This window comes from Arcticibacter eurypsychrophilus (assembly GCF_001730525.1).
Classification (GTDB): Bacteria; Bacteroidota; Bacteroidia; order Sphingobacteriales; family Sphingobacteriaceae; genus Arcticibacter; species Arcticibacter eurypsychrophilus.
The window spans coordinates 1-26,606 of the sequence record NZ_MDFN01000045.1 but is presented as its reverse complement, the minus strand read 5'-3'; the positions used below and the strand labels follow the sequence as shown (position 1 = coordinate 26,606).

15 protein-coding genes are annotated in these 26,606 nt (G+C 40.2%); 10 read left to right on the top strand and 5 right to left on the bottom strand.

Annotated features, from left to right (window positions below; all coding sequences use genetic code 11):
* Positions 1-274: 274 nt before the first annotated feature.
* Together BFL47_RS18275 and BFL47_RS18270 are read left to right on the top strand one after the other, a co-directional pair.
* Complete coding sequence (locus BFL47_RS18275) at positions 275-1,666, top strand: hypothetical protein (RefSeq protein WP_069661239.1); 1,392 nt, start codon at positions 275-277, stop codon at positions 1,664-1,666.
* A 95-nt stretch (positions 1,667-1,761) separates the two neighbouring features.
* Entirely contained in the window at positions 1,762-2,763 is a 1,002-nt protein-coding gene (locus tag BFL47_RS18270; RefSeq protein ID WP_069661238.1) for a hypothetical protein, read from the top strand.
* Between the two features lie 149 nt (positions 2,764-2,912).
* Here the strand turns inward: BFL47_RS18270 and BFL47_RS18265 are convergent, their stop codons facing one another.
* Entirely contained in the window at positions 2,913-3,668 is a 756-nt protein-coding gene (locus tag BFL47_RS18265; RefSeq protein ID WP_069661237.1) for a hypothetical protein, read from the bottom strand.
* Between the two features lie 269 nt (positions 3,669-3,937).
* On the bottom strand, positions 3,938-4,249 hold the full coding sequence (locus BFL47_RS18260; protein ID WP_069661236.1) for a hypothetical protein: 312 nt from the start codon (positions 4,247-4,249) through the stop codon (positions 3,938-3,940).
* Positions 4,250-4,640: 391 nt separating this feature from the next.
* On the opposite strand from BFL47_RS18260, the gene BFL47_RS18255 reads away from it, so the two are divergent.
* The 6 genes from BFL47_RS18255 to BFL47_RS18230 all read left to right on the top strand — a co-directional run bounded on the left by BFL47_RS18255 (position 4,641) and on the right by BFL47_RS18230 (position 20,645).
* Positions 4,641-8,798, top strand: coding sequence for a hybrid sensor histidine kinase/response regulator transcription factor (locus tag BFL47_RS18255; protein ID WP_083257277.1), 4,158 nt, complete (start codon positions 4,641-4,643; stop codon positions 8,796-8,798).
* Positions 8,799-9,223: 425 nt separating this feature from the next.
* Complete coding sequence (locus BFL47_RS18250; RefSeq protein WP_069661235.1) at positions 9,224-12,133, top strand: glycosyl hydrolase 115 family protein; 2,910 nt, start codon at positions 9,224-9,226, stop codon at positions 12,131-12,133.
* 275 nt (positions 12,134-12,408) lie between these two features.
* A complete protein-coding gene (locus BFL47_RS18245; protein ID WP_083257276.1) occupies positions 12,409-15,594 on the top strand; it encodes a SusC/RagA family TonB-linked outer membrane protein in 3,186 nt (1,061 codons plus the stop codon).
* Between the two features lie 28 nt (positions 15,595-15,622).
* Positions 15,623-17,200, top strand: a complete 1,578-nt coding sequence (locus BFL47_RS18240) for a RagB/SusD family nutrient uptake outer membrane protein (RefSeq protein WP_069661234.1) — start codon at positions 15,623-15,625, stop codon at positions 17,198-17,200.
* A gap of 19 nt (positions 17,201-17,219) precedes the next feature.
* A complete protein-coding gene (locus BFL47_RS18235) occupies positions 17,220-18,296 on the top strand; it encodes a cell shape determination protein CcmA (protein WP_069661233.1) in 1,077 nt (358 codons plus the stop codon).
* A 228-nt stretch (positions 18,297-18,524) separates the two neighbouring features.
* Positions 18,525-20,645 (top strand): glycosyl hydrolase 115 family protein, encoded by a 2,121-nt coding sequence (locus tag BFL47_RS18230; RefSeq protein ID WP_069661232.1) that lies wholly within the window; start codon positions 18,525-18,527, stop codon positions 20,643-20,645.
* Positions 20,646-20,672: 27 nt separating this feature from the next.
* Here the strand turns inward: BFL47_RS18230 and BFL47_RS18225 are convergent, their stop codons facing one another.
* Positions 20,673-22,670, bottom strand: a complete 1,998-nt coding sequence (locus BFL47_RS18225; RefSeq protein WP_069661231.1) for a glycoside hydrolase family 97 protein — start codon at positions 22,668-22,670, stop codon at positions 20,673-20,675.
* Positions 22,671-23,583: 913 nt separating this feature from the next.
* Entirely contained in the window at positions 23,584-24,441 is an 858-nt protein-coding gene (locus BFL47_RS18220; RefSeq protein WP_069661230.1) for a helix-turn-helix domain-containing protein, read from the bottom strand.
* A gap of 198 nt (positions 24,442-24,639) precedes the next feature.
* On the opposite strand from BFL47_RS18220, the gene hxlB reads away from it, so the two are divergent.
* Together hxlB and hxlA are read left to right on the top strand one after the other, a co-directional pair.
* Positions 24,640-25,245 carry a 6-phospho-3-hexuloisomerase gene (hxlB, locus tag BFL47_RS18215; protein ID WP_131678970.1) on the top strand — a complete coding sequence of 202 codons (606 nt, stop codon included), beginning with the start codon at positions 24,640-24,642 and terminating at the stop codon, positions 25,243-25,245.
* A 40-nt stretch (positions 25,246-25,285) separates the two neighbouring features.
* Entirely contained in the window at positions 25,286-25,930 is a 645-nt protein-coding gene (hxlA, locus tag BFL47_RS18210; RefSeq protein WP_069661229.1) for a 3-hexulose-6-phosphate synthase, read from the top strand.
* A gap of 128 nt (positions 25,931-26,058) precedes the next feature.
* On the opposite strand, the gene BFL47_RS18205 is transcribed toward hxlA, so the two are convergent.
* A partial coding sequence (locus tag BFL47_RS18205; protein ID WP_139125871.1) for a transposase occupies positions 26,059-26,606 on the bottom strand: 548 nt, incomplete at its 5' end.

The following is a 26,606-nucleotide window of genomic DNA, read 5'->3' as shown; positions in this document are numbered from 1 at the left end:
CGGTTTTACCGGACAACAATAATATTTTATCTATAATACCTAATGATACAGTTAACTGTTTTGAGGAATATTTAGCTGTAAACTAACGTAAATACGCACTTAATAAGCCCATAAATTTATTTTAATTTCTTTTAACCCCTGATAATGAGTTAGGTGTCTTGTATGTATTAACAATGTTACAGCACAATCATGTAAACTAGTTAAGCAATAAGATTACATCTAATTAAATAAGAACCAGGTTTAATACTCATTATGAAAACTAACTCATAATCCTATGAAAAGCAAAAAAACTACTAAGCAGTTAACGATTCTGCTCCTTTCAGGAATTTTAATATTCGGCTGTAAAAAAAATACGGACCAAGGCAATGTCGAATCTGATTCAGAATTGGCAACAACAACAAAGTCGCTTAGCCTCGTCGACAATGCAGCGCCCGGACTTATGAATTATTTCACTACCGTTTACAACACTGATTATTTATCGGTTGGAACCGGAGGATTGAGAGATGATGGTATTGGTCAAATCAAGGTGCTAGGAACTTTTTCCTTAAGCAGTGTCACCAAGGCTTATCTGTATTGGCATGGAAATTCTAGGATAGCAGCAGAAGTTGGTAAAACAATAAAGCTCAACACGAGCTCAATCTCAGGAACAAATATCGGTATAACAGGAACTAATAACGGGCCGAATGGTATTCCTAGTAATGAAGTGAACACACAGGCCTATCGCGCTGAGGTAACAAACCTGGTGAAATCTTCATCTTCCAGGATCTTTACGGTGAGTAATTTCGGACAGATGATTGCTGACGGCGCTTCATTGATTCTGTTTTATTCAGATGGAGATAGTAACAATAACCGGGATATCGTGCTGTTCAATGGAAATGATTCGAATAGACGACAACTGCCGGGTTTTCCGGGACTTCCAAATGCACCCTTGGATCATACAGGATGGGATGTAGTTTTATCGGGAGTAAAATATACCTGGGGAAAAATAAATGTGACCATGCATGTGGCTGACGGTCAATTTCTTGAGGACGGTGGCATGTTTTTAAACAACCAGAAATTCGGGTATAACGTATTTGACGGAATAACAGTTCCGGGAGGAACTCCAACCAGTGGCGCGCGTTGGGATATAAAACCTAAGGAAGTGTCGGAATATTTCATTGGGGGAACAGATTATTTGCATCTAACGATGCCGGATGACGTCGATGATTGGCTGAGCCTTGTTGTCGTGGTGTTTAATCTTCCTAAAGGCGCTGCACCTGGTAAGATAATTAAAGTTCCATTTGATTACAGACCGCTTGTCTGCCCTAATCTAACAGAGGGTTTTATTGCAGGCTTTGATGAGACGGCCATCTTGGGTACATCGACTTTCAATGTAAACGAAGTAGATCTGACCAGCATCAAACTGAATGGAATACCAATTGAAAAATCAAGCATACGGGATATTTCAGCTCCTTACAAAGGTACGGTTTCAGGTTGCGGTACGTGTTCCAACCTTCCTGCAGATGGTATAAAAGACCTGGTGATGTCATTTAACAGGCGGCAGGTGCTTGCTACCTTTCAGGCTTACAATGCAAGATGCATTAAAGTGACTTTGACTGGCAAGCTGTTACCGCAATACGGTTCCACTCCAATTGAGGGTTCAGACTACATTTCATTTGAACCCTGAAAGAATCTTTCCTACTGCCATTAAGGGGGAGGATTTCATAGTCATCAGTAAATAAAGGGTATCATCATCAATTAACAAAACCAACTCTCATTATAATGAAAACCAACACAACAAGTAAAAAATTAACCGTGCTGATTTTGTCAGGGATCTTAATCTTTGGATGTAAAAAAGAAACAACCGATTTAAGCAATACTGAATCTGCAGCAACAACATCGACAGCAACAAAGCCACTTAGTCTTTCTAGTGACGAACCGCAAAAACCAATAAAATGGTTTACTACCGTTTATAATACCGATTATTTATCTGTAGGAACCGGAGGATTGAGAGATGATGATATTGGCCAGATCAACGTGATAGGAACTTTTCCTTTAAACAGTGTCACTAAAGCTTATCTCTATTGGCACGGCGATTCGCCCATAGAAGCAGAAACCGGGATAACAATGAAGTTAAATGGGCTTAATGTCACCGGAACGAATATTGGTGTAACATGGATGAGTGACGGGACAGGTAATCCGCCATACATTGGCGTGAACTCCCAGGCCTATCGCGCTGATGTAACAGCTGTAGTAAAATCTTCATCTTCGCGGGTTTTTACGGTAAGTAATTTCGGACAGCTAATTGCTAACGGGGCTTCCTTAATACTATTTTATCAAGATGGAAATAGTAACAATAATCGTGATATTGTTCTATTCAATGGAAATGACTGGAATGGTAATACAGGTTTCTCTGGCCCTGGCCTTCGTTATGATTACGATCGGACAGGTTGGGATGTGCTTTTATCAGGGGTGAAATACACGTCAGGAATAGTAAATGTTACCATGCATGTGTCAGACGGTCAGCATTTTATTGACGATTACCTATACTTAAACAATGTAGAACTAGGGCGCAAAATATTTAAAGGAAACTCTGTTCCGGGTTCAACTGCAACACGTGCAGGGCGTTGGGACATAATGCCCATAGAAGTGTCCCGTATACTTACTCCCGGAATAAACTCCATGCGCTTAACAACGCCCGAAGCTTATGATGATTTTCTGAACTTAATTGTAGTGGTATTCAATCTTCCTAAAGGAGCGGCACCAGTTCAAGTCGTTAAGTGATCGTTTCAGCCTATTAACTCTCCTAATTGACCCAAGAAGATTTTTAAGAGTCAACCTATAACCTGGCATTTGCAGCAGCAAAGCCAGGTTATAGGTGTTTGATTAGCTGTTTGTATCATGCAGAAGATGTTAACATGCTTGTCTTCCTGTTAATCGTTGTAAGCGTCGATCGCCCGTTTTAAGTGTTTCGTTTGTGAAGGACCCATGAAATACCCTCCCGTAGCCAGACCTAAGCCTGCGCTAGATATTAGTAGTCCCGAAAGAAGGCGAGATTCTGTAGAATGGTCAGATGAAAAGCCCGGACCATTTGGGTTAAGAGAAATGTCACTGCCAGCTGATTGCATCACGACAATGCCGGCGATTAATGAAAGTCCTGCAGTTACATACATGGCAATTTGAGTCCTTTTCACCGATCTGTATTTATGTAGAAAAGCCATGCTTTGCGGGTTATCTGCCAGGTCTTCACTCAGATTGATGTAATTGGCTTTCCTGAGGGCTCCATAATCTTTGTTATAGTAGTTTCTGCTTGCAATAACACTGGGCTGTCGTGAATAAATTCTAATGTCATCATAGGAGTCCCAGTCGACCGTTTTTGCCTCGTACAAGTTTATTCTCCCCTTTCTGATGCGTTCCGAAAACGTGGTTTCGCCCGAAATATTAAAGTCTTTCACATTAGCAAAGAACCCGCGGTTGTTGTTAAAAAACTTCACCTGTTCGGGATGAATGCGCCTGGAATCTGCCCATAAATAGAGTGACCCGGAATAATTCCTCTCCAGGTCAATCCTGTTTGCATAAATTACCGAATCAGAATAGAGATAGAGGAATTCCCGCGATTCGTCCGGCTGCGCATAGGCAATACGACTGCATATCGCGTACGCGGCAATTAAGGTTAATAAAGGTTTCATCTAAGTGTGTATTAGTGTAATACTAACTTAACAAGAAATCCGTGAGTTAAGAAATAAAAAACGTCGTCTCTGTAAATAGTTGGTGACCCAATTATGCTTTCGACTTTTTCGGCTGATATGCCCAGTATACAACTGTCGGGTATACGAAAAGGTTGAACAGTGTGTTGTGATCAGGCCTCCGATAACCAGCGTTAATCAATCAAATATATCTCATCAATTGAAATTTGTTATGATGTCAACATTACCGTTAGATGAAATTTCTGCTCGTATTAAGGACTAACCGTCTCTATATCATCTCCCTCATCGTCACCCTTTGTATCATCTGTATTATCCGGTTGAGCATCATCCTGACCTTCTTCCTGATCACTTTCCTGTTGTTCATCGTCAACATCCGCCTTCTCTTCCTTCTGCTCAGGCTCACTATAACCATTGTCCTTAGTTTTGTGTTTATTCACTTCCTCTTGTCCGGGATTTTCCGTATCAGGAGTTACCGTTTCAATATCCGCCTGCACGTCCTCAGACGGCTCCGGATGTTTACCTGTGCCATGTTGTGCCCTTTGACCTTTTTCGTTAGTTTCCATATATTAATAAATTCATTAAAAGCGAGAAAGTTTTATTTAAGGCGCATTTGGCTTCTGCCTAAGCGTCTATATGCCCCGTAGCAACAGCAGATAGTAAGGCGATCGCCACTAATTTCGTTTCCCTGTGTCTAAAAAAGGATGAAAGCTGCGAATCAGCTACTGTTTTGCCTGATTCATGTTCTTTGATCGCTACTACGATCTGTGCTCCGCTGATTGTTTACTTTTTCATCTTCCTATTTTAAAGTTACAAATTGTCGTCTTTTTAACAGTCCGATTTTTGGGAAGGCTTACAAATTCATGGAAGCCATAAAGTTAAATATTGCGTGTTATACTTAACTGTTTACAATTGATTATCTTCGCGTGTAACCAGTTTTGCACCACGAAAATTAAGATGAACAGACGAACTATATTTTTATACCTGCTTGTTTTAATGCTTTTTTGCAACAGGTTGGCCGCACAAACCGGTGTTTATAATTTCTCTAAAATTGACGTTAAAAATGGGTTGTCAGACGACCATGTAAACGCCATCTACCGCGACAGTACCGGCTTTATCTGGGTGGGCACGGACGACGGCTTAAATCGTTGCGATGGTTATGGATGTCGCATTTTCTCTATCAATTCCAATAAGCGTGAATCTTCAACTGATAACTATGTTGCCGAAATATTTGGTTTCCCCGGCAATAAAATATGGGTAAGCAAAAGCGGTAATACGGCGGGTATTTATAACCCGGTAACCGAAAAGTTTGATCCTAACTTTGGGAAATACTTAAAGGCGTTGGGCTTGCCACAAGAAAAGCCTGTAAATATTTACCAGGATAGAACAAATAATTACTGGTTCCTTTACGAAGGCAAAGGGCTTTATATACATAATTCATCAACAAAAAAAACCCGAAGGTTGGCATTTGGGGCTGAAGAGGCAATTAACAGCACGATTACCAGTTTTAGCGAAGACAAAAAAGGCAATATATGGTTGGCTTATGCAAATGGCTGGCTGGTAAAAATAGAGGTAAAGTCTTTATTGGTCATACAAAAGTCGCAAGTCTTAGGTAACGTTGCCAATGGCAAATCTTTTAATTTCAAAATCTTTGTTGACGACAATGGGAGTATCTGGTCATATTTGCGCGGAGAAACGCGTGGTGTATATCTTATCAGTGGCGATTTGAACAAAATCATCAATTTTTCGTCGGCAAGCAAAAGATATCGCTTAAATGATAATTTAATTGAAGGAATAACGCAAGATAAAAAAGGAAACATATGGATAGCTACCGATCATGGCGGCATAAACGTGGTAGATACAGCCGACTATCACAAGATAGTCTACGTAGTTAACAATGCAACTGAAAAAGGCAGTTTAAGCTTTAACTCGATAAAGCTATTATACAACGATGGCAGAGGGTTTATCTGGATAGGAACCGGAAAAAAAGGTCTGAACTATATAAATCAGAATATACATCAATTTGAGTTATATCAGCATCAGCCTGACGACAAAGAGGGTTTGCAATACAATGATATTAACTGTTTCACGGAGGACAAAAAAGGAAATTTGTGGATCGGTACCAATGGCGGCGGTCTTATTTATTTCGACCGGGTTCATAAAAAATTCAACCAGTTTTTAAATGACATTAAAAATGAAAATAGCGTTGCCGGCAATATCATAGTGTCTCTCTGCCTGGATTACGAAGGAAAACTATGGATCGGAACCTATCTGAAAGGGATGGATGTTTATGACGGCAAAACATTTAAACACTATAAAAATAAGCCGTCAAATCCGAACTCGCTATCCGACGACCGGGTATGGTCTATCATGGAAGATAGCGATCATACACTTTGGGTTGGTACGATGAAAGGTGGTTTAAACCATTTTTACCCGGGAAGTCAAAAGTTTATCACTTATAGCCCGGCGGGTAAAGATGTGCCGCACATCTTTTCTACTTATATAGCAGCTGTCCGAAAGGATAGTAGAGGCAATTTATGGCTCGCAACCTCTAAGGGCGTAGAGGTATTTAACAAAGAAAAAGTGGGCTTGACTTCCTATCAACACTCGGAAAGTACTAACAGTCTCATTAATAACGCTGTAGTTGATATTTACAAAGATAAACGCGGCCTGATGTGGGTTGCAACGCGGTATGGTTTAAATGTTTTTAACGAAGATACCAAGTCTTTCCGGCGATTCACTACCGACAACGGGCTGCCCGAAAATAACATTCAAAGCATAACTGAAGATAAGCATGGTAATTTGTTGATTGCAACATCAAAAGGCATTAGTAATCTTATTATTCAAAATGACCAAGGAAACATATCCTTCCTTGTCAAAAACTTTAACGAATCCAACAATCTTCAGGGAAGAGTTTTTAATGACCGCGCTAGTTTGCTTCTGCGCGACGGAAAGATAGCAATTGGCGGTCCAATGGGCTTTAATATCCTCAACCTCGACAATGTTGTTCCTGATAATAAGAATCCATCTCTCGTTTTTACAAGTATTGATATTTTTAGTAACGAGATAAACGTTAATCAATCCATCAATGATAATGTTACATTAACAAAAGCGCTTACGTCTGCTGATCAGATTATATTAAATTATAATGAAAACGTATTTACAATCGAGTTTGCCGCACTTAATTTTTTACAAGCCAGTCAATACGCTTACAAACTTGACGGATATGATGAAAACTGGGTTTACGCAAACAGCGAATCTCGTAGGGCAAGGTATTCGAATATTGAACCGGGCGATTATGTTTTCAGGGTTAAAGCAACGAATAACGAAGGTTTGTGGGGCGATAACATTAGATCAATTCGTATTACTATTAAAAGTCCCTATTGGAAAACTCCGGTTGCATTTATCCTTTATCTTATTTTAACTGCCGGCTCTATTTATTTTGCCCGAAAACTCTTACTCAGCCGGGCCAGGATGCGTTTTGAAATTGAATTTCAAAAGAAAGAGGCCGAAAGAGTGATGACCATGGATGCCATTAAAACAAAATTCTTTACAAACGTAAGTCATGAGTTCCGTACCCCCTTAAGTCTTATCCTGGCTCCGCTCGATCAAATTATAGGAACTACTCATGGAGTTGAACAAAAAAAACAAATACAGCTGGTGCAACGCAATGCAAAACGGTTGCTAAATCTGGTTAACCAGTTGCTGGATTTTAGGAAAATGGAATTCGGGGAGTTTAAGCTTCAGCCCACTGAAGGCGACATGGTAAAAGCAGTTAAGGAAATATGCTATTCATTTTCTGATCTGTCGGAGATAAAAAATATATCGTTGTCATTCTATTCAAATGTTGATTCGTATGTCACCTTTTACGATAGGGATAAGTTTGAGAAGATAATGTTCAACTTGTTGTCAAATGCGTTTAAATACACTCACAACAAAGGCAGTATTGAAGTCAGCATGGATAGCGTAGGTGTAAATGATGAGAACGAAGAGGTTGAAATCATAGTCAGAGACTCCGGAATCGGTATACCATTTGAAAAGCTGGATAAAATATTTGCACGTTTTTTCCAAATCGACATCCATGATAATATTACCAATCCGGGTACCGGAATTGGGCTTGCAATAACCAAAGAATTCGTACAACTTCACAACGGGAACATAAGTGTAACAAGCGAACCAGATAAGGGTACATCTTTTAAAGTGACCTTGCCAGTAAAAAAAGCAGCGGGGGCTAATTTGCTTAAAACTTCGGTAAACGAAAATATCAATACGGAAACGGAACGTCCTTCTGCTTTGAAAACAGCGCCGCAATTAACTGATCAATCCCAGCCGCTTATTATGCTTGTTGAGGACGATGTTGATTTTCGATTTTATTTAAAAGATAATTTGCAGCGCAGTTACCGAATCATAGAAGCATCAAACGGGCAGGAGGCCTGGGAAATGCTTGAAAACACCAGGCCCAACTTGATAGTAAGCGATGTAATGATGCCTTTTATGGATGGAATAGAACTTACGAAAAGGATTAAAGCAAATGATAATTTAGCACCGATACCAATCATTTTGCTAACAGCACAAGGAGATGAAGAGCTGCAATTGGAAAGTTACAAACTTGGAGTGAGCGACTATTTTACAAAGCCTTTCACCTTTGAATTGCTGGCCTCTCGCCTGAACAATTTCATTGCAGAAAACCAGTCCGTTAAAACAAAAAGATTTAAAGCCCTAGCGATTAGCCCTGCAGAAATTGAAATTACGCCCAGCGATCAAATTTTTATTCAAAAGGTACTAACCATTATTGATAAGCACATGGCTGATCCCGCTTTTTCGGTAGAATCACTGAGCAATGAATTATTTATGCATAGGGCGGCCATCTACCGTAAAGTTATGGCCATCACCGGAATCTCGCCATTAGAATTTATCAGGCAGGTAAGATTAAAGCGGGGCAGTCAATTTCTTAGCAAAAGTCAGATGACTGTTTCCGAAATTGCTTACAAGGTCGGTTTTAATAATCCTAAAAAATTCTCCCAGTATTTTAAAGAGGAATTTGGCATGACGCCTTCTCAATTTTTGAAGCAGTTGCCAAAAATTGATGCGGATAAGCCCAATATGTTAGACTGATCTTTCTCGTCCAACGGCTATTTCCAAAGTCCTAATGCTTTTCAAATCGTATCAGAAATGAGAATGGTCAAATGTTGCTTATTCGTCTCCATTATCTTGCATCCTTAACTGCTTTACCAGCCCCGTTATTGGTATCCGTTTGTGACAAAACAGGGATCGTTTTGTTGTATCCATAAAAGTCCTTGTTACAGTTTTAATTATCGTTACCGATCATTTTAAAAATTGTAAGTATCTTTAAAACAGATATTTACATAATATCGAATAATTATTTAAATAATTCTATGAGGATACTGGCATCAAATTGACGGCCTTCTACCGGATTTCACTGGTTTTCAGGTGTGTCATAAAATCCCTACAATTGCTATTAAATACCAGTATAAACCAGCTTCGGGGCAGTTATTCATCCGAACAAACCTTTTTATAACATGCTGAAATCAACCTATAAATCAAAAACGTTATTGTTTTCTTTAACCGGCTTTTTAATGCCTTTATTGCTTGTAGCACAATTACCTATTAAGATTTCAGAAAATGGTAATAAGGAAGCATTTCCCCTCGTTCATTCAAATCATGCATCTGGCATCTATGTCGAACAAACTGATTTTCCGGTTGCTAATGTTGCTGCAAAATTATTTTCCGAAGATATTGAACGGGTAACAGGCCACAAACCTTTTGTGTATCACAATTTAAATAAGGCGAAAGACGAGGTTGTGATTATAGGCACTATTGGTAAATGTAAAGCAATAAATACACTTATTGAACAACGCAAACTCGACGTTAGTACAATAGTGAATAAATGGGAGTCGTACTTAATTACGACAGTAATCAATCCTTTTCCCGGTATAAAAAAAGCACTGATTATAGCTGGGAGTGACCGCCGAGGTACCGCTTTTGGCGTTTTTTCTCTATCCGAGGCAATAGGTGTTTCTCCCTGGTATTGGTGGGCTGATGTTACTCCATTTAAGCACAAGCAGCTTTATGTAAAAGCTAATAACATTATACAGGGGTCGCCATCGGTAAAATACAGGGGGATTTTTATTAATGACGAAGACTTTGGCGGCTTAGCGATCTGGGCAGCGAAAACGTTCGATCCCCAAACGGGTAATATCGGTCCAAAGATGTATCAAAAAGTCTTTGAGTTATTATTACGGTTAAAAGCGAACTATCTATGGCCGGCAATGCACCCTGGTACTGCGGCTTTCAATTCTTTCCCTGAAAACGCAAAACTGGCGGATGACTATGGTATCGTGATGGGCTCATCACATTGCGAAATCATGCTCAGAAATAATGAGGCCGAATGGAAGGCCGTAGGTACCTACGGGCCCTACAATTTTGGCACTAACAGGAAGGAAATGGATGAATATTGGGAAGAAAGAGTAAAAGCTAATGCAAAGTATGAAAATACCTACACGATCGGACTAAGAGGCATCCACGATACATCAATGGAAGGCGCCGAAACGCTTTCCGAACAAGTGGATTTTACACAAGCTGCTATAGGCGATCAGCGCGATATCCTGAAGAAACATGTAAATAAAGATCTTACGAAGGTTCTTCAGGTCCTTTGCGCATATAAAGAGGTGTTACCCATATACCAGAATGGTTTAAAATTACCTGATGATGTTACGTTAATGTGGGCTGATGATAATCACGGTTTTATCAGGCAATTATCAAATCCGGCCGAACAGAAGCGACGTGGAGGCGCAGGTGTCTATTACCATCTTGCCTATCACGGCGACCCTGAAAGCTGGCTTTGGCTAAGTTCGATATCGCCCGAATTGATAGCCTATGAATTGGGTAAAGCTTATCAATATAAAGCAAATGAAATTTGGGTTTTTAATGTGGGAGACATAAAACCTGCGGAAAAGGAAATATCGTTTGCGATGGATATGGCCTGGAATGCCAATAAATGGACGCCTAAAAATGCCAATCAATATATTAAACAATGGTATGCGCGGACTTTTGGTGACGCTAATTCTGTCGAGATCGCCTCTTTAATGAACGAATATTATAAACTGGCTGCCACTGGAAAACCAGAGCATATTGTTTGGAATGAGTATGCTGAAAACGTAATGTTAGATAGAGTAAAGCGATATCAGGCGATACGGGCAAAAGCAATAAAGATAGAAAGGCAAATTCCCGCACAGTTGAAAGATGCTTATTATGAATTGATACTTTATCCTGTTACTGGTGCGGGCCTCATGAATGAGTATTTTTTTTACGCGCGTACAAGTCTGATAAAAGTGTCAAACGGCGACATGGCGGCGATGGATGATGTTCAAAAGTCAAAAAGAGCATATGACGAACTCAATGAAATAACTGATAAGTATAACCATGAAATAGCTTCGGGTAAATGGGAGCGCTTTTTTAACTGGCGACCTTATAAAAAATTAAATTCCTCGGTTTACGATCTTGATACCGCCACCCTGCAAAAAATTGAGCAAGGTAAAAAAGCCATTCCTCCGGTAACGATAAATCTATCCGAAGGAAAATACGTGGCCCCGATGGTTTTGAAAAATGGCGTCATTGTAAATACAGCAGACAAAAGACAAACGTCGCAGACGGGTGGATCTGCAACATTTAATTGGAATTCCCCTAAAGATGGTAGGGTCGCTTTATGGTTCAAATCAATAACACCTATTAAAAACAAATCCTTTAAGCCAGAGGATAACAGCTTTTGGCAAGTAAAGATGAATGATTCCCTGGTTACCGGCGTGGTTACACCCATCGGCAATATATGGCACGCCTTAGCAATCGGACCGATATGGAATAAAATAGGTGACTTTAACGTGCATAAAGGGACGAATAGGTTGTACGTAGCGCAGCGGGATTCGGGTGCAATTATTAGTGATATATACATCGGCATTCAACCTCCATTACCACTGGCGGCTAAACAAGTCATCGCTGCAGGCAACTTTATAAATAAGAAGGAAGCCTATGGCGGTAAAATTGATATAATTCCAGGTTTAAGTGAACAAACGGGTATTGCCTTATTCCCATACACATTACCTGAAATAAGTGGAGATAAAATTGACCAGGCATGTTGGGTTGAATATCATATAGATTTAGAGAAAGGGTTTAACCATCTATTATTCAAAGCGGTACCTACACAACGCATTCACAACGGCAGGCATGTCCGATTTGCGGTATCGATCAATGGAGAAAAACCGCACGTTATGGATATTCAGTCCGACGAATTCAGCGCTGAATGGCAGCGAAATGTTTTAAGAGGATATGCTGAAAGATCGATGGATCACGTAGCCGCTAAAACCGAGTCGGTTAACTTAAGAATATATTTAATAGACCCGGGCGTGATTTTAGAAAGTATCAACTTGTATTAAACCGAAGATCCCTCCAAACTAGTCTGATTACAACAATTAATCAATTAACTATAAACCCCAAATATCAATGAATTATAGAAAACTATAACGTAAAAATCTAAAAAACTTAGCAGTGTTGAAGCCACTGCTAAGTCATGAATTATTGAATCTTAGAATAGCATCTGAATAAGGTGGATGCAACTTTTTTGTTTAAAAAAATCAAAAATATGAAAATTAATTTACTTATTAAAAGATCATCAAGGATAACATCCTGTTGTTTATCAATGATTTGCCTGATGTGTTTCTTTCAAAACGCATCTGCTGATCCCCATCTCTCTTTAAAGATTAGCGAAGTGCGCCTAGCTCAAAAAAAACAGCCCAATGCACAGACACAAGGCAGTGTAGTTAGCGGAACAGTACAAGATGAAACAGGAGTGTTATTGCCTGGGGCGGGTGTAGCGGTAAAAGGAACAAAGATCGCCACTAGTACGAATACTAAAGGCCGCTATTCCATCACGGTTCCTTCCCAAAGTGCTGTACTTGTATTTTCTTATGTAGGCTCCAAACCTCAAGAAGTACCTGTAGGCACAAAAACTGTAATTAATGTTAGATTACTAGCTTCTTCAAACCAATTAAATGACGTTGTAGTAATTGGATATGGGAGTGTAAGAAAAGCTGATGTAACTTCATCTATATCTTCTGTCTCAGAAAAGGATATCAGGAATGTGCCGGTTTCAGGTGTAGACCAGGCCCTTCAGGGAAAAGTTTCAGGTGTTAGTATAAGTACCAACGGAGGCCAGCCAGGTGGCGGAGTATCTTTACGCGTACGTGGGGTGACTTCTGTAAGTGGTGGTGAGGGTAACGAACCGCTTTATGTTGTTGATGGAGTGCCATTGTCGTTCAGCACATCAACTAATTACAATAGTGGTGGTGCAGGTGCCGCACAGACTTCACAAAGTCCGCTTTCAACAATTAACCCTGCAGATATAGCTTCTGTTGACATCTTAAAAGATGCATCAGCTCAGGCAATCTATGGCTCACGAGCTGCAAATGGCGTAGTAATCATCACGACCAAAAGGGGGCGTGTTGGTGAATCAAAAGCTTCTTATGATGTATATTTTGGTACTGCACAAATCCAGAAAAAGCTCAACATAATGGATTTGAGTCAGTTTGCTCAGTATGAAAACGAAGTGTTGTCAGAAATTGCTGCTGTAAATGGTAATCAGTACTATCCAATCGGTGAATACAGAGAGCCTTCTATCTTAGGAAAAGGTACTGATTGGCAAGATGCCTTATTTCAAAACGGTTTTACTCAACAGCACCAATTGTCATTTTCTGGTGGCTCGAACAAAACGACATATTTTACATCTGCAAACTATTACGATCAGACAGGTGTAGTTGTTGGGTCAGGCTTAAAAAGGTATTCGGTGCGTGTTAATCTCGATCAGCAAGTTAAAGACTGGTTAAAAATTGGCATCAACTCTAACATGGTCAGGTCTAACCAACAGGTATCCCTAACAAATGGTGCTGCAACGCCTATCAGTGTTGCTGTTGGTAACAGTCCTGCTGCTCCGATTTATACAAACGGACAATTTGCACCAGCAGTTATTGTAGGTGGCTATAACTTCGGTAGCGACCAAAACCCATTGGCCCTTGCATCTCTAAGGGATATTCGTGTTATTCAATCTAAAGCGCTTGTAAACTTATATGGAGAAATTACTTTCAATAAGAACTTCACCTTCCGGTCACAAATTGGTGGTGATTATACTGTAAGTGAGAATACCTTCTTCCAACCGCAGGTTAGCAACGGACAAACTCCCATCATTTCAAGAAGTCAGATTAATGAAAGGAGGGGTTTAGGATTATTCGTGAATATAGCCAACTATGCAAATTATAAACAGACTTTTGGACAACATAATGTCACCGCTCAATTAGGTCAGGAAGCATGGGAATCAAATTCCAATCAAATTGAAGGAAGCAGATTTGACTTAAACTTAAACTTTCCATCTATTGGTGCAGGTGCTGCGACTGGACAAACCGCTGTTGGGGGCAGATATAGCAGCTCCATGTTCTCTTACTTTGCAAGAGCTGGGTACTCTTATAATGACCGATATTCATTAAATTTATCTGTAAGACGTGATGGTTCATCCACTTTTGGCCCTGAAAAAAGATTTGGTTACTTTCCGGCAGCTTCAGTAGGCTGGACAGTTACTAATGAAAGTTTTGCAAAAGATTCGAAATATTTGAATTATTTGAAAGTCAGATTAGGCGCGGGCGCTGTCGGTGGAACTGGCGGAGGAGGATCAAATGCATTCACTTCAGGCCTGGTACAACAAAATGGTTCATTTGGATCTGGGAGCTGGCCGTCAAATGTTTCCAACCCTGCCTTGGCATGGATGGCTGTGAAAACATACAATGCAGGTGTTGATGCAACCGTATTAAACAGGAAATTAGAAATTGCAGTTGATGTTTACCAAAAAGTAACAACTGATATGTTGCTTCCTTCTTTACTACCTTATTATACAGGCATTGGAACAAACTATAACGATATTCGGTCGCCAATTACCAATGCTGGTAAAATGACTAACACCGGTATTGACATACAGGTAACCAGTTACAATATTACCAAAAAAGACTTTACATGGCAGACACAGTTAAACTTCTCACATTACAAAAACATTCTTAATGAATTGAACGCCGGAACGAGTGAGTTGCTTTTCCGTGCTACAGATGCATTGAATGCTGACCGGGTAGTGACCAGGTCAGTTGTAGGACAGCCGGTAGGCCAGTTTTATGGTTATGTGACTGAAGGTATTTTCCAGTCTGAGGTCGAAATAAACAGCAGCCCAACTCAAGGACTTGCGGTTTCCCAGAAAGGAACCTGGATCGGTGATATTAAATATAAAGACATTAGCGGACCAAACGGAGCTCCTGACGGCATTATTGATTCTTTTGATCAGACCTTTATTGGCAACCCAAATCCTAAGTTTACTTTCGGTTTCACCAACAAGATAACTTATAAGAACTTTGATCTGTCCGTTTTTCTGCAGGGAAGCTATGGGGCAGACATACTGAACTTTACCAGGTTACTAACGGCTGGAACCTATAATGTTTATAATAACCAGTCTGCTGATGTATTAAATAGATGGTCACCTACTAACACAGCAGGCACACTTCCAAGATACAACCAATGGCATCAGAATAATAGAAGGTTATCTGACAAATTTGTTGAAGATGGTTCTTATTTGAGAATTCAAACGGTATCCTTAGGATATAACCTGCCGACGAATTGGGTGAAAAAAATAAAGATGGCAAATGCAAGGATTTATCTTTCCGGACAAAACCTATACACTTTCACCAATTATTCTGGATATGATCCGGAATTAGGATCATTCAATAACAATGCCTTGTTTACAAATGTTGATAATGGTAACTATCCTAACCCTCGTACTTATACAGTTGGTGCCAATATTACATTTTAACTATTCCACGAAACTTAATTTGATTTAAATGAAATCTTATAACTTATTATTCCTGATTGTGGTTGTCATGTTTGCATCCTGCAAGAAAGAATATCTGGACAGACCAGATCAAAATGCCCCATCTCTAGAAACCTATTATACAACTGCTGAGCAGGTGAACGGAGCAACCGGATTACTATATGGTTCTGCATGGGGTCCGTATATGGACCGGGCATTCCTAAGTGTTGGTGATATTATGGGCGGAACAGGTGTCAATTTAGGGACGGGTGATTATGCGCCATATATGAACTTCACCGTCTCTCAAACCGATCCCCAAGTGCTGAAAGCATGGCAGGCTTTCTATAAAGCTGCTGGTGTTTCAACCATCTTAATAAGGACTTTTGAAACAAAAAAAGCAAGCGTAAGCGATCCAGCGTACTTAAATAAAGGTATTGCTGAAGCGAAATTCATGAGAGCAGTTGCTTACTTTTATCTTACCCGCTTATTTAAAGATGTGCCTATTGTTACCGACCCGGTAGCATTAGCATCCAGCTCGGATTTCAATGTACCACGTTATAATCAAAGTGATGTCTTAAAATTCATTATCAAGGATCTTCAGGATGCTGAAGCGGCGTTACCTGGTACTGCTGCAGAAAGTGGTCGTGTAACCAGCTATTCAGCCACCGGAATGTTAGCAAAAGTATATTTGTACATGAAAGATTATGAAAATGCAAAGGTTAAAGCACTTGAAGTAATCAATTCTGGTAAATTTAATCTATATCCTGACTATTACAAAATGTTCTCTACTGCAACGGCAAACGGAAATATTGAGTCATTATTTGAATTCAGGTGGGTGGAGAACGGCGATTTTGCCTCGGGAAATCACCTTCAAACCAATATCGGTCCGGGTGCTATTTTAAACCCCGTAGGCGCTGGCGGTTATTCTTCGGTTGTTCCTTCGATTACCCTGCTTACCTCATTTGAGCCTGGAGACCAAAGACGCAAATCGATAATGGAGCACGGCTTTTTTCGTGCTGACTGGACCAACCCAAATTTTCCTAATGGCTTTAGGTATGATACACTATCTACTACGGCCACTGTGTTAAGAAGCTTTACGCCGACAAGATCGAACAGCGCCAAATACGTTATTGGCCCTGGCAGCAATGGCGAAAAAATAAACGGTCAAAGCAATAATATGAGTACATATATTTTAAGGTACGCCGATATCTTACTAATCTATGCAGAAGCAGCTCTTGGCAGTAGTGCATCGACATCAGATGCACAAGCCTTGCAGTATTTTAATAAAGTTAGACATAGAGCAGGATTTCCTGTAAGTCAGGATAAAACTTCTTTAAATCTTGATTTGATACTTCATGAGCGTATGATTGAGTTTAACTTTGAAGGTGATTACTGGTTTGATGTTAGCCGTCAGGGTTTTGAAAAAGCCAGAGAAATTCTAGGTAACCAGGAAAGAGGTCAATACTCCACTAATAATGGCATACGTACCATTCAACATGCAGATGTTAAAGCACAGTTCGTGTCGCCAAACCAGCTCTATTTGCCTGTTCCAGCAGCAGAAATTTCTGTTAATCCGTTGTTAGCGCAGCCCGCAGTTTCATACTACTAAAACTTTATATTTAAAGAAAATGAAAAAAATTGAATTCTTAACATTGAAATTGATAGGGTATTTCGCGATAATGGCTCTAACAATCACAGCTTGTAAAAAAGACCTATCGGGATCTCCTGATTTTGAGCCAGGAAGTCTTTTAGTTAACCGAATTGAACCCGATTCTGCCACAGGAGGCAGTGTGCTGATTGCCAAAGGTTCAGGTCTAGGTAGCATCGCCAGCATTATTTTTGAAAAGGATAGCGTACCGGTTAGATTCAATCCAGTCTTTAATAATGAGGATGCCATCGTGTTCCGTGTACCAGATACTGCATCAGGTGGCCAGCAAAACATCGTTTTTACAAATTCAGCAGGTAACATAGTGAAGGTTCCTTTCAGGGTGCTTGCATTACCTTCCGTGGTTTCAGTATCAAACTATAATTTTGTAGCAGGCACACAGATTACCCTAGTTGGAAATAATCTTGGTGATGTAACATCGGTAGCGCTTACCGGGTCAACAGAAGCAGCCACCATTATTTCCAAGTCGAAAAAGGTGTTGGTGATAACCATTCCGAGCTCAATTAATCGAGCTACCCTTATTTTGACCAACTCATCAGGAAGTGCAACCACGAAACAAGAGTTTATTAACCTTGATAGGACTTTTCAAATCTTCACTGAAAATTACATGAATGGATTTACGAATGGTTCATGGGGGCCAGCAGCCGTTTCTGGTCTTGTTGCTAAATCAGGCACAAGTTCTTTCATGGCTACTTTTAACAAAGGAAGCTGGAGCGTTGATGGATTTGCAAATGCAAATGCGAGCGGGGGTGCTGCTTTCTCACCAGATTATAAGTTTGTGTCCTTCTGGATCAAAGGTGGAACAATTGATTATACCTTTTATCTTACGGCAGATCAAAAAACCGCTGGGTATGGAAACTCTGATACATCTACGCCATTAAGCGTTCCTGCAAACGTCTGGACTTACTTTAAACTTCCTATTTCAGATGTTGGCTTGTTTGCCAAAGGTGGCGTACTCAAAAAGCTTGGATTCTACACTAAAGGACCAGATGCAGGCAATGAAACCTTGTACTTTGATGATGTTATTCTAATTAAATAATCAATTAAAAAATAGAAAAGACCTAAGTCTCCTCGATAGGAGACTCAGGTCTTTCATACAACATTCAGATAAAATGTATTACACCCTATAAGTAATAATTGGCAACTTTGGCATTACTTAGAGAATGCCCATAACTTCTTCAAACTGAAAAAACCAGCAATAATTTTTTGCTATGAACTGCAAAAGATAAACTTGCCTACTAGAAATCAAAACTCACTTTTATAGATAATGACCTCAAAAATTAAATTTACAGTACGATTCTTCTGCTTGATTACCTTATTTTATGTCACCCCAGTAGCGAAAGCGCAAACAAAAAGCTCTGCCTGGGACGCTCCCCTTAGAGGTACTTGGGTACAAGAGGGTTTAACCAAAGCAAATGATGTAATGCTGGTAGGCAATGGAAAAGTATGTGAGATTGTTGTAGCAAACAATGAAAATAGTGCGGTTAAACAAGCTGCTAAATTTTTAGCTGGTGATATTGAGAAAATATCGGGTGTTAAGCCTCAGATCGTTGAAGTGCCAGGAAAGAATGTCGTCAGTATCAGGCTCGCTACGGTTGGTACGAGCAAAGTTCCTTCTGAAGTTAATCCGAACTCAATAAAAGGCCAGTGGGAGAGCTATCGTATATTAACTTCAAAAAAAGTGGTTTGGCTCGTAGGATCTGATTTCCGTGGTACAGCATACGCTGCATATACACTTTCCGAGCGCTTGGGCGTCGATCCTCTTTATCTCTGGACCGGTTATCGTCCGGAACATCATAATCCCTTAGTTATCAAACAAGCTAATTTCAAAGCCGATCCACCAACGTTCCGCTATAGGGGTTGCTTCCACGATGATGAAGATATCTTGCAAAGGCCTTTCAATAGTGACGGTCATCCTGCATTAGACGGAGATATCCCCCTCGATTGGTATAAAAAGTGGTTCGAAACTGAACTTCGTTTAAGGATGAACATGGTCGTTCCTTATACTCGTGCGCATCGCCGGTTTGAAGTTCAAAAAGTTGCCAGCGACTGGGGACTCTTCTTCACGGGGCAACATTACGATGTTTTAGTTTCAAATCCTTTCGGATTTAAACATTTCAATCTTGCTGCTCAACGAGGAGTCAAGCCTGAATGGAATTGGTTTACCAATAGAGAAGGATTGATCAAATATTGGCAGGGCGGGATAAACGAAAACCGCGATCTAAATGTGATTTGGCCAGTGGGCATACGTGGTCTGTCTGACGAGCCGTTCCAATTTCCGGAAGGAATAACTGATGAAGAAAAAGCAAAGACATTTCGTGATGTAATTCGTACCCAGATTGATTTGGTTACAAAATCACTCCCCCAGGGTGAAAAGCCAATTTTTACCTTTACCATGTATAGTGAAATGTTTGATTACTATCGAAAGAATGCCGCGGCATTTGATCTGCCGTCGAACGTAAATATCATATGGATCGATAACAATGACGGAATCATGAGCGCCCTTCCCAAAGATCTGGGTCGTTGGAAGCATGGCGTATACTATCACCTTGCTTATTGGTGGGGGCCATTTACAAAGCAGGAAGTTCATACCATTACCCCCTCAAGAATCGCTGAACAGTTTGATCAGGTTGTTAAGGCAGGAGCAACAGAATATATGTTGGTAAATGTATCTGAAATGCGCGACTACATTATGGGTTTACGAATGCTTGCTGATATTACATGGACTTCACCTGAAATATTTTCTAAACCTAATGCCGGTGAACGATTTACGACATGGTGGGCCAAAGAGTATTTTGGCTCCAAAAGCCCAGCTACAAGCCAATTGGCTAAACAATCGTATGATAACTACTTCTCAATAATCAATACAGCTGATAAGCTGTGGTTTTCCTCAAATTCTGTTGAAAGGTTACTTGGAAAGCTTTATCAAAAAATAGGAAACAAAGGATATAGTGCTTTGAACGGAGATACTGTGAAAATACTTCAAACCAGAATAGAACAACAGGACAAAGCGTTTTCCAACTATAATAATGCTCAAAAAGAAATGTCGCTCCAGCAGCAAAGGTTCTTTGGTGTCGACGTGGGGATTGGCATGCTTATAGATTACAGACATTCGCAGGCTGCCCTTAAACTTTATGAAGCGCTAAATGCACCTAATCCAACCCTAATGTGGCAGTCTGTTTTCGAAGCACAAAGATCGCTTGAACAACTTGAAGTTGAGCTACTGCGGGGTGAATATCCTCCGTTCGACAGATGGTATCATGAGACTTGGCTTCGTCAGCCTCACTTTGTAACTAATCCACATCGCCCATTCAATCAAGTCCGAGCATTTATCTCAAACGAAGGGATTGGGGAGCTTACTCGATCAATACAACCTTGGGAAAAGTAATATCATAGTCTTACTTAAAGCGCTCTTTTATTTTACTGGAACTATGCGTGCCGCCCAGCCGCCACCGTTAGAAAGATGTATTTTAAGTTTGTCTCCCGATGATGCCTTTATGGTTTCCATTACATAATCCGTAGCGTCCCTGTCGGCATTTATGCCATCCCTGAACACTTCGGCACTGTAGGATCCTTTTGGTAAAAATGAAAGATCAATTTCCATGTCGCGGGCATCCCAATTGGTCATGGCACCAACATACCAGGTATCACCCTTTTTACGGGCTATCACAGCATACTCACCAACCTTACCATCTAATGCGACAGTTTCATCAAAAACAGTAGGGATCTTACTGATGAAGGTGGTCGACTCCTGCTCTTTTCTGTATATGGTAGGGTTATCCGCCAGCATTTGAATAGGCGCTTCAAATACCACATACATCGCTACCTGGTGGCTGCGTGTACCCTGACTCATCGGGTTTGAGTTAACAGCACGGTAATTTGATTTAATGGCATTGCGCATTGCGCCAGGTGTGTAATCAAGCGGCCCGGCAAGCATCCGGATGAACGGTATGGATACATCATAATGCGGTACATCGTCATTGGGTGTCCACTTTGAATTTTCAAGGCCTTTTACCCCCTCAAAATTCAACACGTTTGGATAGGTACGCTGTATACCATCGGGTTTGTACATGCCATGCAGGTCAATCAGCAATTTGTATTTGGAGGCAGTCTTAGCTATCTGATAGGTTGATGTGGTTGCTTTTTGATCGTCGCGGTCTATAAAGTCAATCTTGAAACCTTTAACACCCATTTGGGAATACTTTTTAAAAGCGCCCTCCATATCAACATACACCGCCCGCCATGCTGCCCACAGTATAATGCCTACGTTTTTTTGCTTTCCGTAGTCTATCAATTCTTGCAGTGCAATGTCAGGACTGATCTTCTGCAGATCCACCTCATTGCTCCAACCTTCATCCAGTATCACATACTCCAGTTTGTTTTCGGATGCAAAATCAATATAATGCTTGTAGGTTGGCGTGTTAATACCCGCCCGGAAGTTTACATGCGATATATTCCAGTCGTTCCACCAGTCCCACGCTACCTTACCAGGTTTTATCCACGATACATCTTTTATGCGGGACGGGGCCGCAAGCTTTTGTACCATATCATTATTCAGTAGTGTCTTATCATCAGGTGAAATGATTACAGCACGCCAGGGGAAATTGTTGTAACCATTGGTTTGGGCGATATAATCTGCCCGCTCGGTAATCACAGCATTCAACAAATTGTAACCGCCCGGTTTTTCTTTTAACGGGTATCTGGCAAAAGCTGCTTTAAGGCTATAATCGCTGTTACTGCTTTTTACCAGGTACATACCGGGATAATTTTCAAGCCCTGCTTCTACTACCGCGGCTTTTGCACCATGGCCCAGATCAACCAATATAGGCAAAAACGCAAGGGAGTCTTTTAACAACCCCGACAAAGGCCGCTCATCATACAATGCCTCAAATGACGATATATATTGGTCGCCAGGAAGGCGCAGGTCTCTAACGTAAGGTACATAGGTGTCATAATCTTTGGCAAAATTGAAGTTCACTTCCTCGCCAAGCACTTTAACTGGCTTGTTGCTGTTCACCACGAAACGGTAAGCAACACCATCGTTATAGGCCCGCAATATAAAGCTGTAGCCGCCCCTGAAGTTTAAGGTTAGTTGCTGGTACTGGTCAGATATATACTTCTTTTTATAATTATGCGCTTCAAACCTGGTGTTTATATCTTCAATTTTACTTGATGAAACTTTTCCTTTTTCGCCTAACACAGAATTGCCATCTAATTTTAAGGATGCAACCGATGGACGAATTACCTGCTCGCCGGAAAGCGTTATGTCCCACTGCAATTTATCACCTGCATTGATGGTTACCCTGATCTTTTTATCTGGCGATAATACCGTAAACGTTTTTTGCTGTGCCGTTGATACGGAATAATTGAGTAGTGAAATGAGGAAGATTGTAAAAAATAAGAAGTTTTTCATGGTAGGGTTTGTTTATAAAAGGAGGTAAGCATTGTGGTGAAAAACAGTTTATAGTAGCGTTGGTACAAACATATAGCACATCACCCGACAGATGTAATATTATATTAACCCATGGTAATACAATTTGGCACAAGTGTACGGCCGATTGAATTAAAAAGTGCATGTTATTGGAATGTATGCAGAGTGTTCGCTTTTTAAGTTTAGTAGTTGTAAAACTGATACGACGTAAATATTATTAGGCCAATAGCTCTTCTTGACACTTCTCGATCTATGCAATAAATGAAATTTTAGTTTAAATGATCCAATGCTTCATTTATTAGCCTGACCACTCCTGCGGCTCATGAACCAAATGTTACTACAGAGACCTCAGATCGGATTCGCCTATTTTTCTATATTCAATATTTCGTTTGAACAAAGAGTTGCACATTAAGTTTAGCAACAATTTGATTAAATATAGATGAATCAGTTTAGCATATTAATGCAAAATCCGACGTATGTGAGAAGAGTTAAGAAGATTCGGCTTAACATTCATACCTTTTTAATAGCTTGTTTACATTTGTTCAACAGAAAGATTTATCGAAATATTCATTGAGCTGAGTATTAGTTTTGAATCGGAAGCAGCTTAGAAATAAGCGTTGGATCAGGAGCGGATAGAAACGTCTATATCGCAGATGCCGGGTCCAACAGGATTAAAAGAGTAACCCATTTTTGGTTTGGCACATAACGAAATTATTGTATCGGGATTTTAGAGATGGACAGGAATGTTCGGCCTGATATAAATTTTATCCTTTCAGCGTTTCATTGTTTGGCCTTATGGAGATTTGGATCAGACGATGGGATAGCTGGGAGTTAAGCTATCTCGCAGGCAGCTATCAACGACGCGCAGAGGAATCTGTAGCATAACCCTTTGTGTCTAGACAAGGGTATTAAAACTTGATTCAATGTGTGCTCTTGCTGCTTTTTGAAATTCTTCGGGTGTTTGTCCTGTCTGTTTTTTGAAAAACCTGCTAAAGTAGGGGCGATCACTAAAACCAAGGTCGTATGCTATTTCTTTTATGGTCACCTCGCTATGTATAATCTTGCGTTTTGCTTCAAGAATTATCCTGTCATGTATGATCTGGGTTCCAGTTTTGTCAAGCTTTTCCTTTAATATCTGATTTAGTCGTTTAGAGCTTATACCCAATTTTCCAGCATAGAAATCAATGTTGGTTATTGAATGAAAGTTGCTTTCCAATAGCATCAGGAACCCATAAACTCTTTTTTGATAAATATCATGATCAGTAAATTCATGTTCCTTTACCGAAATTAGTTTCAGTAGGAGAACCTTTAATAGCGCTTTCATCATCAAAAAGTTGTTATCCTTCGTATATTCCGCCTCCATAATCTTGTAAATGTCTCCAAGTTCTTTAGCCGCATCTTCATCAAGCCGTAAACACGAGAATTCTCCCTGTACATTGAATATCCTGAAAAGATCCAAAAGAAATTCTTTGTCCTCTTCTTCCAGCATTGATCTCTTAAATGAAATTAACTCTCCATTCTTTCCCGCCTTGTTTAGTTGATGCACACGATAGGGAGGGATAAGGTATATCCAGTCCCCTTTGATTCGGTAAGACGGGTCAATTATTCCATGCAAGGGATCCTCATTCTTAAGCCATACGATCTCAAAGAAATCTTTTCTGTCTGGATCGTTCAAATAACTTGGAGGGCAATTGTTGAGATTCCGAATATAAAGCATCACTTTTTCAAGGCCCAATGTTGGTTCTGAATTCATGGTGCAAATATAAATGGTTTAAAATCAGATGACAGGACTTTCAGCTAATTAAGGTGGATTATTCGGAACGAGCGTCTGCTTCATCAGAAGAATATGACTTTCATTCAATGATATTTCCTGATTGTCCCATAATATGCGCTAATTGTATAAAGCGTCAAGCCATCTTCAATAATACCTTTGCTGACGTAAAATAGGTATATGGAATTAAAGGAAACAGAAATTAATGAAATGAATTTTCAGCGTATCTCTCTGGAGCTGCAATCGAATTTAGATTTAATAATGGATGAGAACCTGCAGCTGGCCAAAAATATTAACACGGAGAGCATCATACCATTGATCAATTCTATACAGGAATCAGAAAGGATATTTTTAGTCGCAACAGGCAGGTCTGGACTTGCATTACGTGGGGCAGCAATGCGGTTTATGCATTTGGGGCGCAGTGTTTTTGTTGTAGGTGATACGACAACACCTGCAATAAGAAAGAACGACTTGCTTATTGCGGCTTCAGGTTCTGGAACAACCTCTTTAATCGTTAAGGCAGCGGAAAAAGCAAGTGCATTGGGCGTGAAGATAGTTGCTTTGACAACTGCACCTTTGTCCCCCCTAGCTAAATTAGCTGATCATACGGTTTTTATTCCAGCCGCTGGAAAGCAGGAAACTGGAGGGGATAAATCAAAACAATTTGCAGGGAGCCTATTTGAGCAATTCTTATTGCTGCTTATGGATGTTGTTTTTCATTCTCTTTGGAAACTTGAGGGTAAGCCTGCAGAGGAACTTTGGGAGCGGCATGCAAATTTGGAATAATAGAATTAAGAAACATAAATAGTATATAATAAATAAGAAGATGGTAAAATTACAAGTAGCAATAGATTTAATAACAACGGAAGATGCATTGGCTTTGGCAGCAAAAGTTGCACCATATGTAGACATTATTGAACTGGGGACTCCACTGATTAAAAACATGGGATCAACTGTGATCACGGCAATGAAAAATGCTCATCCGGACAAATTGGTTTTTGCTGACCTTAAAACTGCTGATGCGGGAGAATTGGAAGCGGACATCGCTTTTAAGGCAGGTGCTGATTTAGTAACCGTAATGGGAGCGGCTGGAAATGCAACAATCATTGGAGCTGTTAAGGCAGCAAAGGCGCATGGGAAAGGCGTTGTTGTGGATACAATTGGTTATCCAGACAGAGTAAAAAGGGCACAAGAGGTGATTGAGTTAGGTGTTGAATTTGTCGAACTTCATGCTGGACTTGATGAACAATGGACAGCAGGCTATTCTATTCAGGTATTGATTGACGAGGCAGCCAGAGCAGGTGTACCTGTTTCTATTGCTGGTGGTGTAAATATTGAAAATATAAAGGCGGTTATCAAGTCTGGTGTTCAGGTTGTCGTGGCGGGTGCAGCAATCTATGGTGCAGAAGATCCTGCTGCTGCAGCTAAGGCACTACGTGAAGCAATTGATGCTACTTTGATTACTCTCTAAGTAATTTAAACGAATGGAGTAATTTCATATCGATATCACTGCTGTCCGATAAAAATTAAACTCATTTAAAAATAAGCCTTTTAGATAGGTCAGGGTGCAGTTTTTGCTCTTTGTTGTAAAAGGAACCCCTACCCATCAAAAATAGATGCTTGCAGTACCGGTTTATCGGTGTTTTTTCTGCGCCATTCTATTTCTTTTCTCTCGATTAGATCGGTCAATTTATGATAATTAAACAAGTGCTGACGGGCAAAGCTGACCAGGTTTGAAAAGGATATTTTCTGCTTAAGCTGTTTTTTAATGATCGTAAACAGCAGATTGGCTATCAGGGTGCACCATATCTGAATCTTGATTGCATTTTCATTGTCGCCCAGAAAATATTTGAGCGGAAAGTTCTGTTTCAGCTGCTTAAATAGCAATTCAATCTGCCAGCGCATTTTATAGAGCTGGCCAATCTGCTGGGTCTCCATATCAAATATATTGGTCAGGAACTGGATCACCTTATGTTTATCCGGATCATAGAAGGCCACCCGTCTGAGTACAACATGCTGATCCTTCTTTTGTGCATCTTTATAGCGGATCTGTATTTTTTCATCCTTAATATACCCATCCGCTGCACTTTCAGGAATCTCTAGGTCTTCCAGCCCTTCATAAAGGGCATTCTCCTTTAGTCGGGTGA

What these genes read in the sequence shown, in the direction of transcription:
- BFL47_RS18240 (WP_069661234.1), top strand. Translation starts at nt 15,623, where the DNA reads ATGAAATCTTATAACTTATTATTCCTGATTGTGGTTGTCATGTTTGCA.
- BFL47_RS18245 (WP_083257276.1), top strand. Translation starts at nt 12,409, where the DNA reads ATGTGTTTCTTTCAAAACGCATCTGCTGATCCCCATCTCTCTTTAAAG.
- BFL47_RS18255 (WP_083257277.1), top strand. Translation starts at nt 4,641, where the DNA reads ATGAACAGACGAACTATATTTTTATACCTGCTTGTTTTAATGCTTTTT.
- hxlA (WP_069661229.1), top strand. Translation starts at nt 25,286, where the DNA reads ATGGTAAAATTACAAGTAGCAATAGATTTAATAACAACGGAAGATGCA.
- BFL47_RS18235 (WP_069661233.1), top strand. Translation starts at nt 17,220, where the DNA reads ATGAAAAAAATTGAATTCTTAACATTGAAATTGATAGGGTATTTCGCG.
- BFL47_RS18260 (WP_069661236.1), bottom strand. Translation starts at nt 4,249, where the DNA reads ATGGAAACTAACGAAAAAGGTCAAAGGGCACAACATGGCACAGGTAAA.
- hxlB (WP_131678970.1), top strand. Translation starts at nt 24,640, where the DNA reads ATGGAATTAAAGGAAACAGAAATTAATGAAATGAATTTTCAGCGTATC.
- BFL47_RS18270 (WP_069661238.1), top strand. Translation starts at nt 1,762, where the DNA reads ATGAAAACCAACACAACAAGTAAAAAATTAACCGTGCTGATTTTGTCA.
- BFL47_RS18230 (WP_069661232.1), top strand. Translation starts at nt 18,525, where the DNA reads ATGACCTCAAAAATTAAATTTACAGTACGATTCTTCTGCTTGATTACC.
- BFL47_RS18250 (WP_069661235.1), top strand. Translation starts at nt 9,224, where the DNA reads ATGCTGAAATCAACCTATAAATCAAAAACGTTATTGTTTTCTTTAACC.
- BFL47_RS18220 (WP_069661230.1), bottom strand. Translation starts at nt 24,441, where the DNA reads ATGAATTCAGAACCAACATTGGGCCTTGAAAAAGTGATGCTTTATATT.
- BFL47_RS18225 (WP_069661231.1), bottom strand. Translation starts at nt 22,670, where the DNA reads ATGAAAAACTTCTTATTTTTTACAATCTTCCTCATTTCACTACTCAAT.
- BFL47_RS18275 (WP_069661239.1), top strand. Translation starts at nt 275, where the DNA reads ATGAAAAGCAAAAAAACTACTAAGCAGTTAACGATTCTGCTCCTTTCA.
- BFL47_RS18265 (WP_069661237.1), bottom strand. Translation starts at nt 3,668, where the DNA reads ATGAAACCTTTATTAACCTTAATTGCCGCGTACGCGATATGCAGTCGT.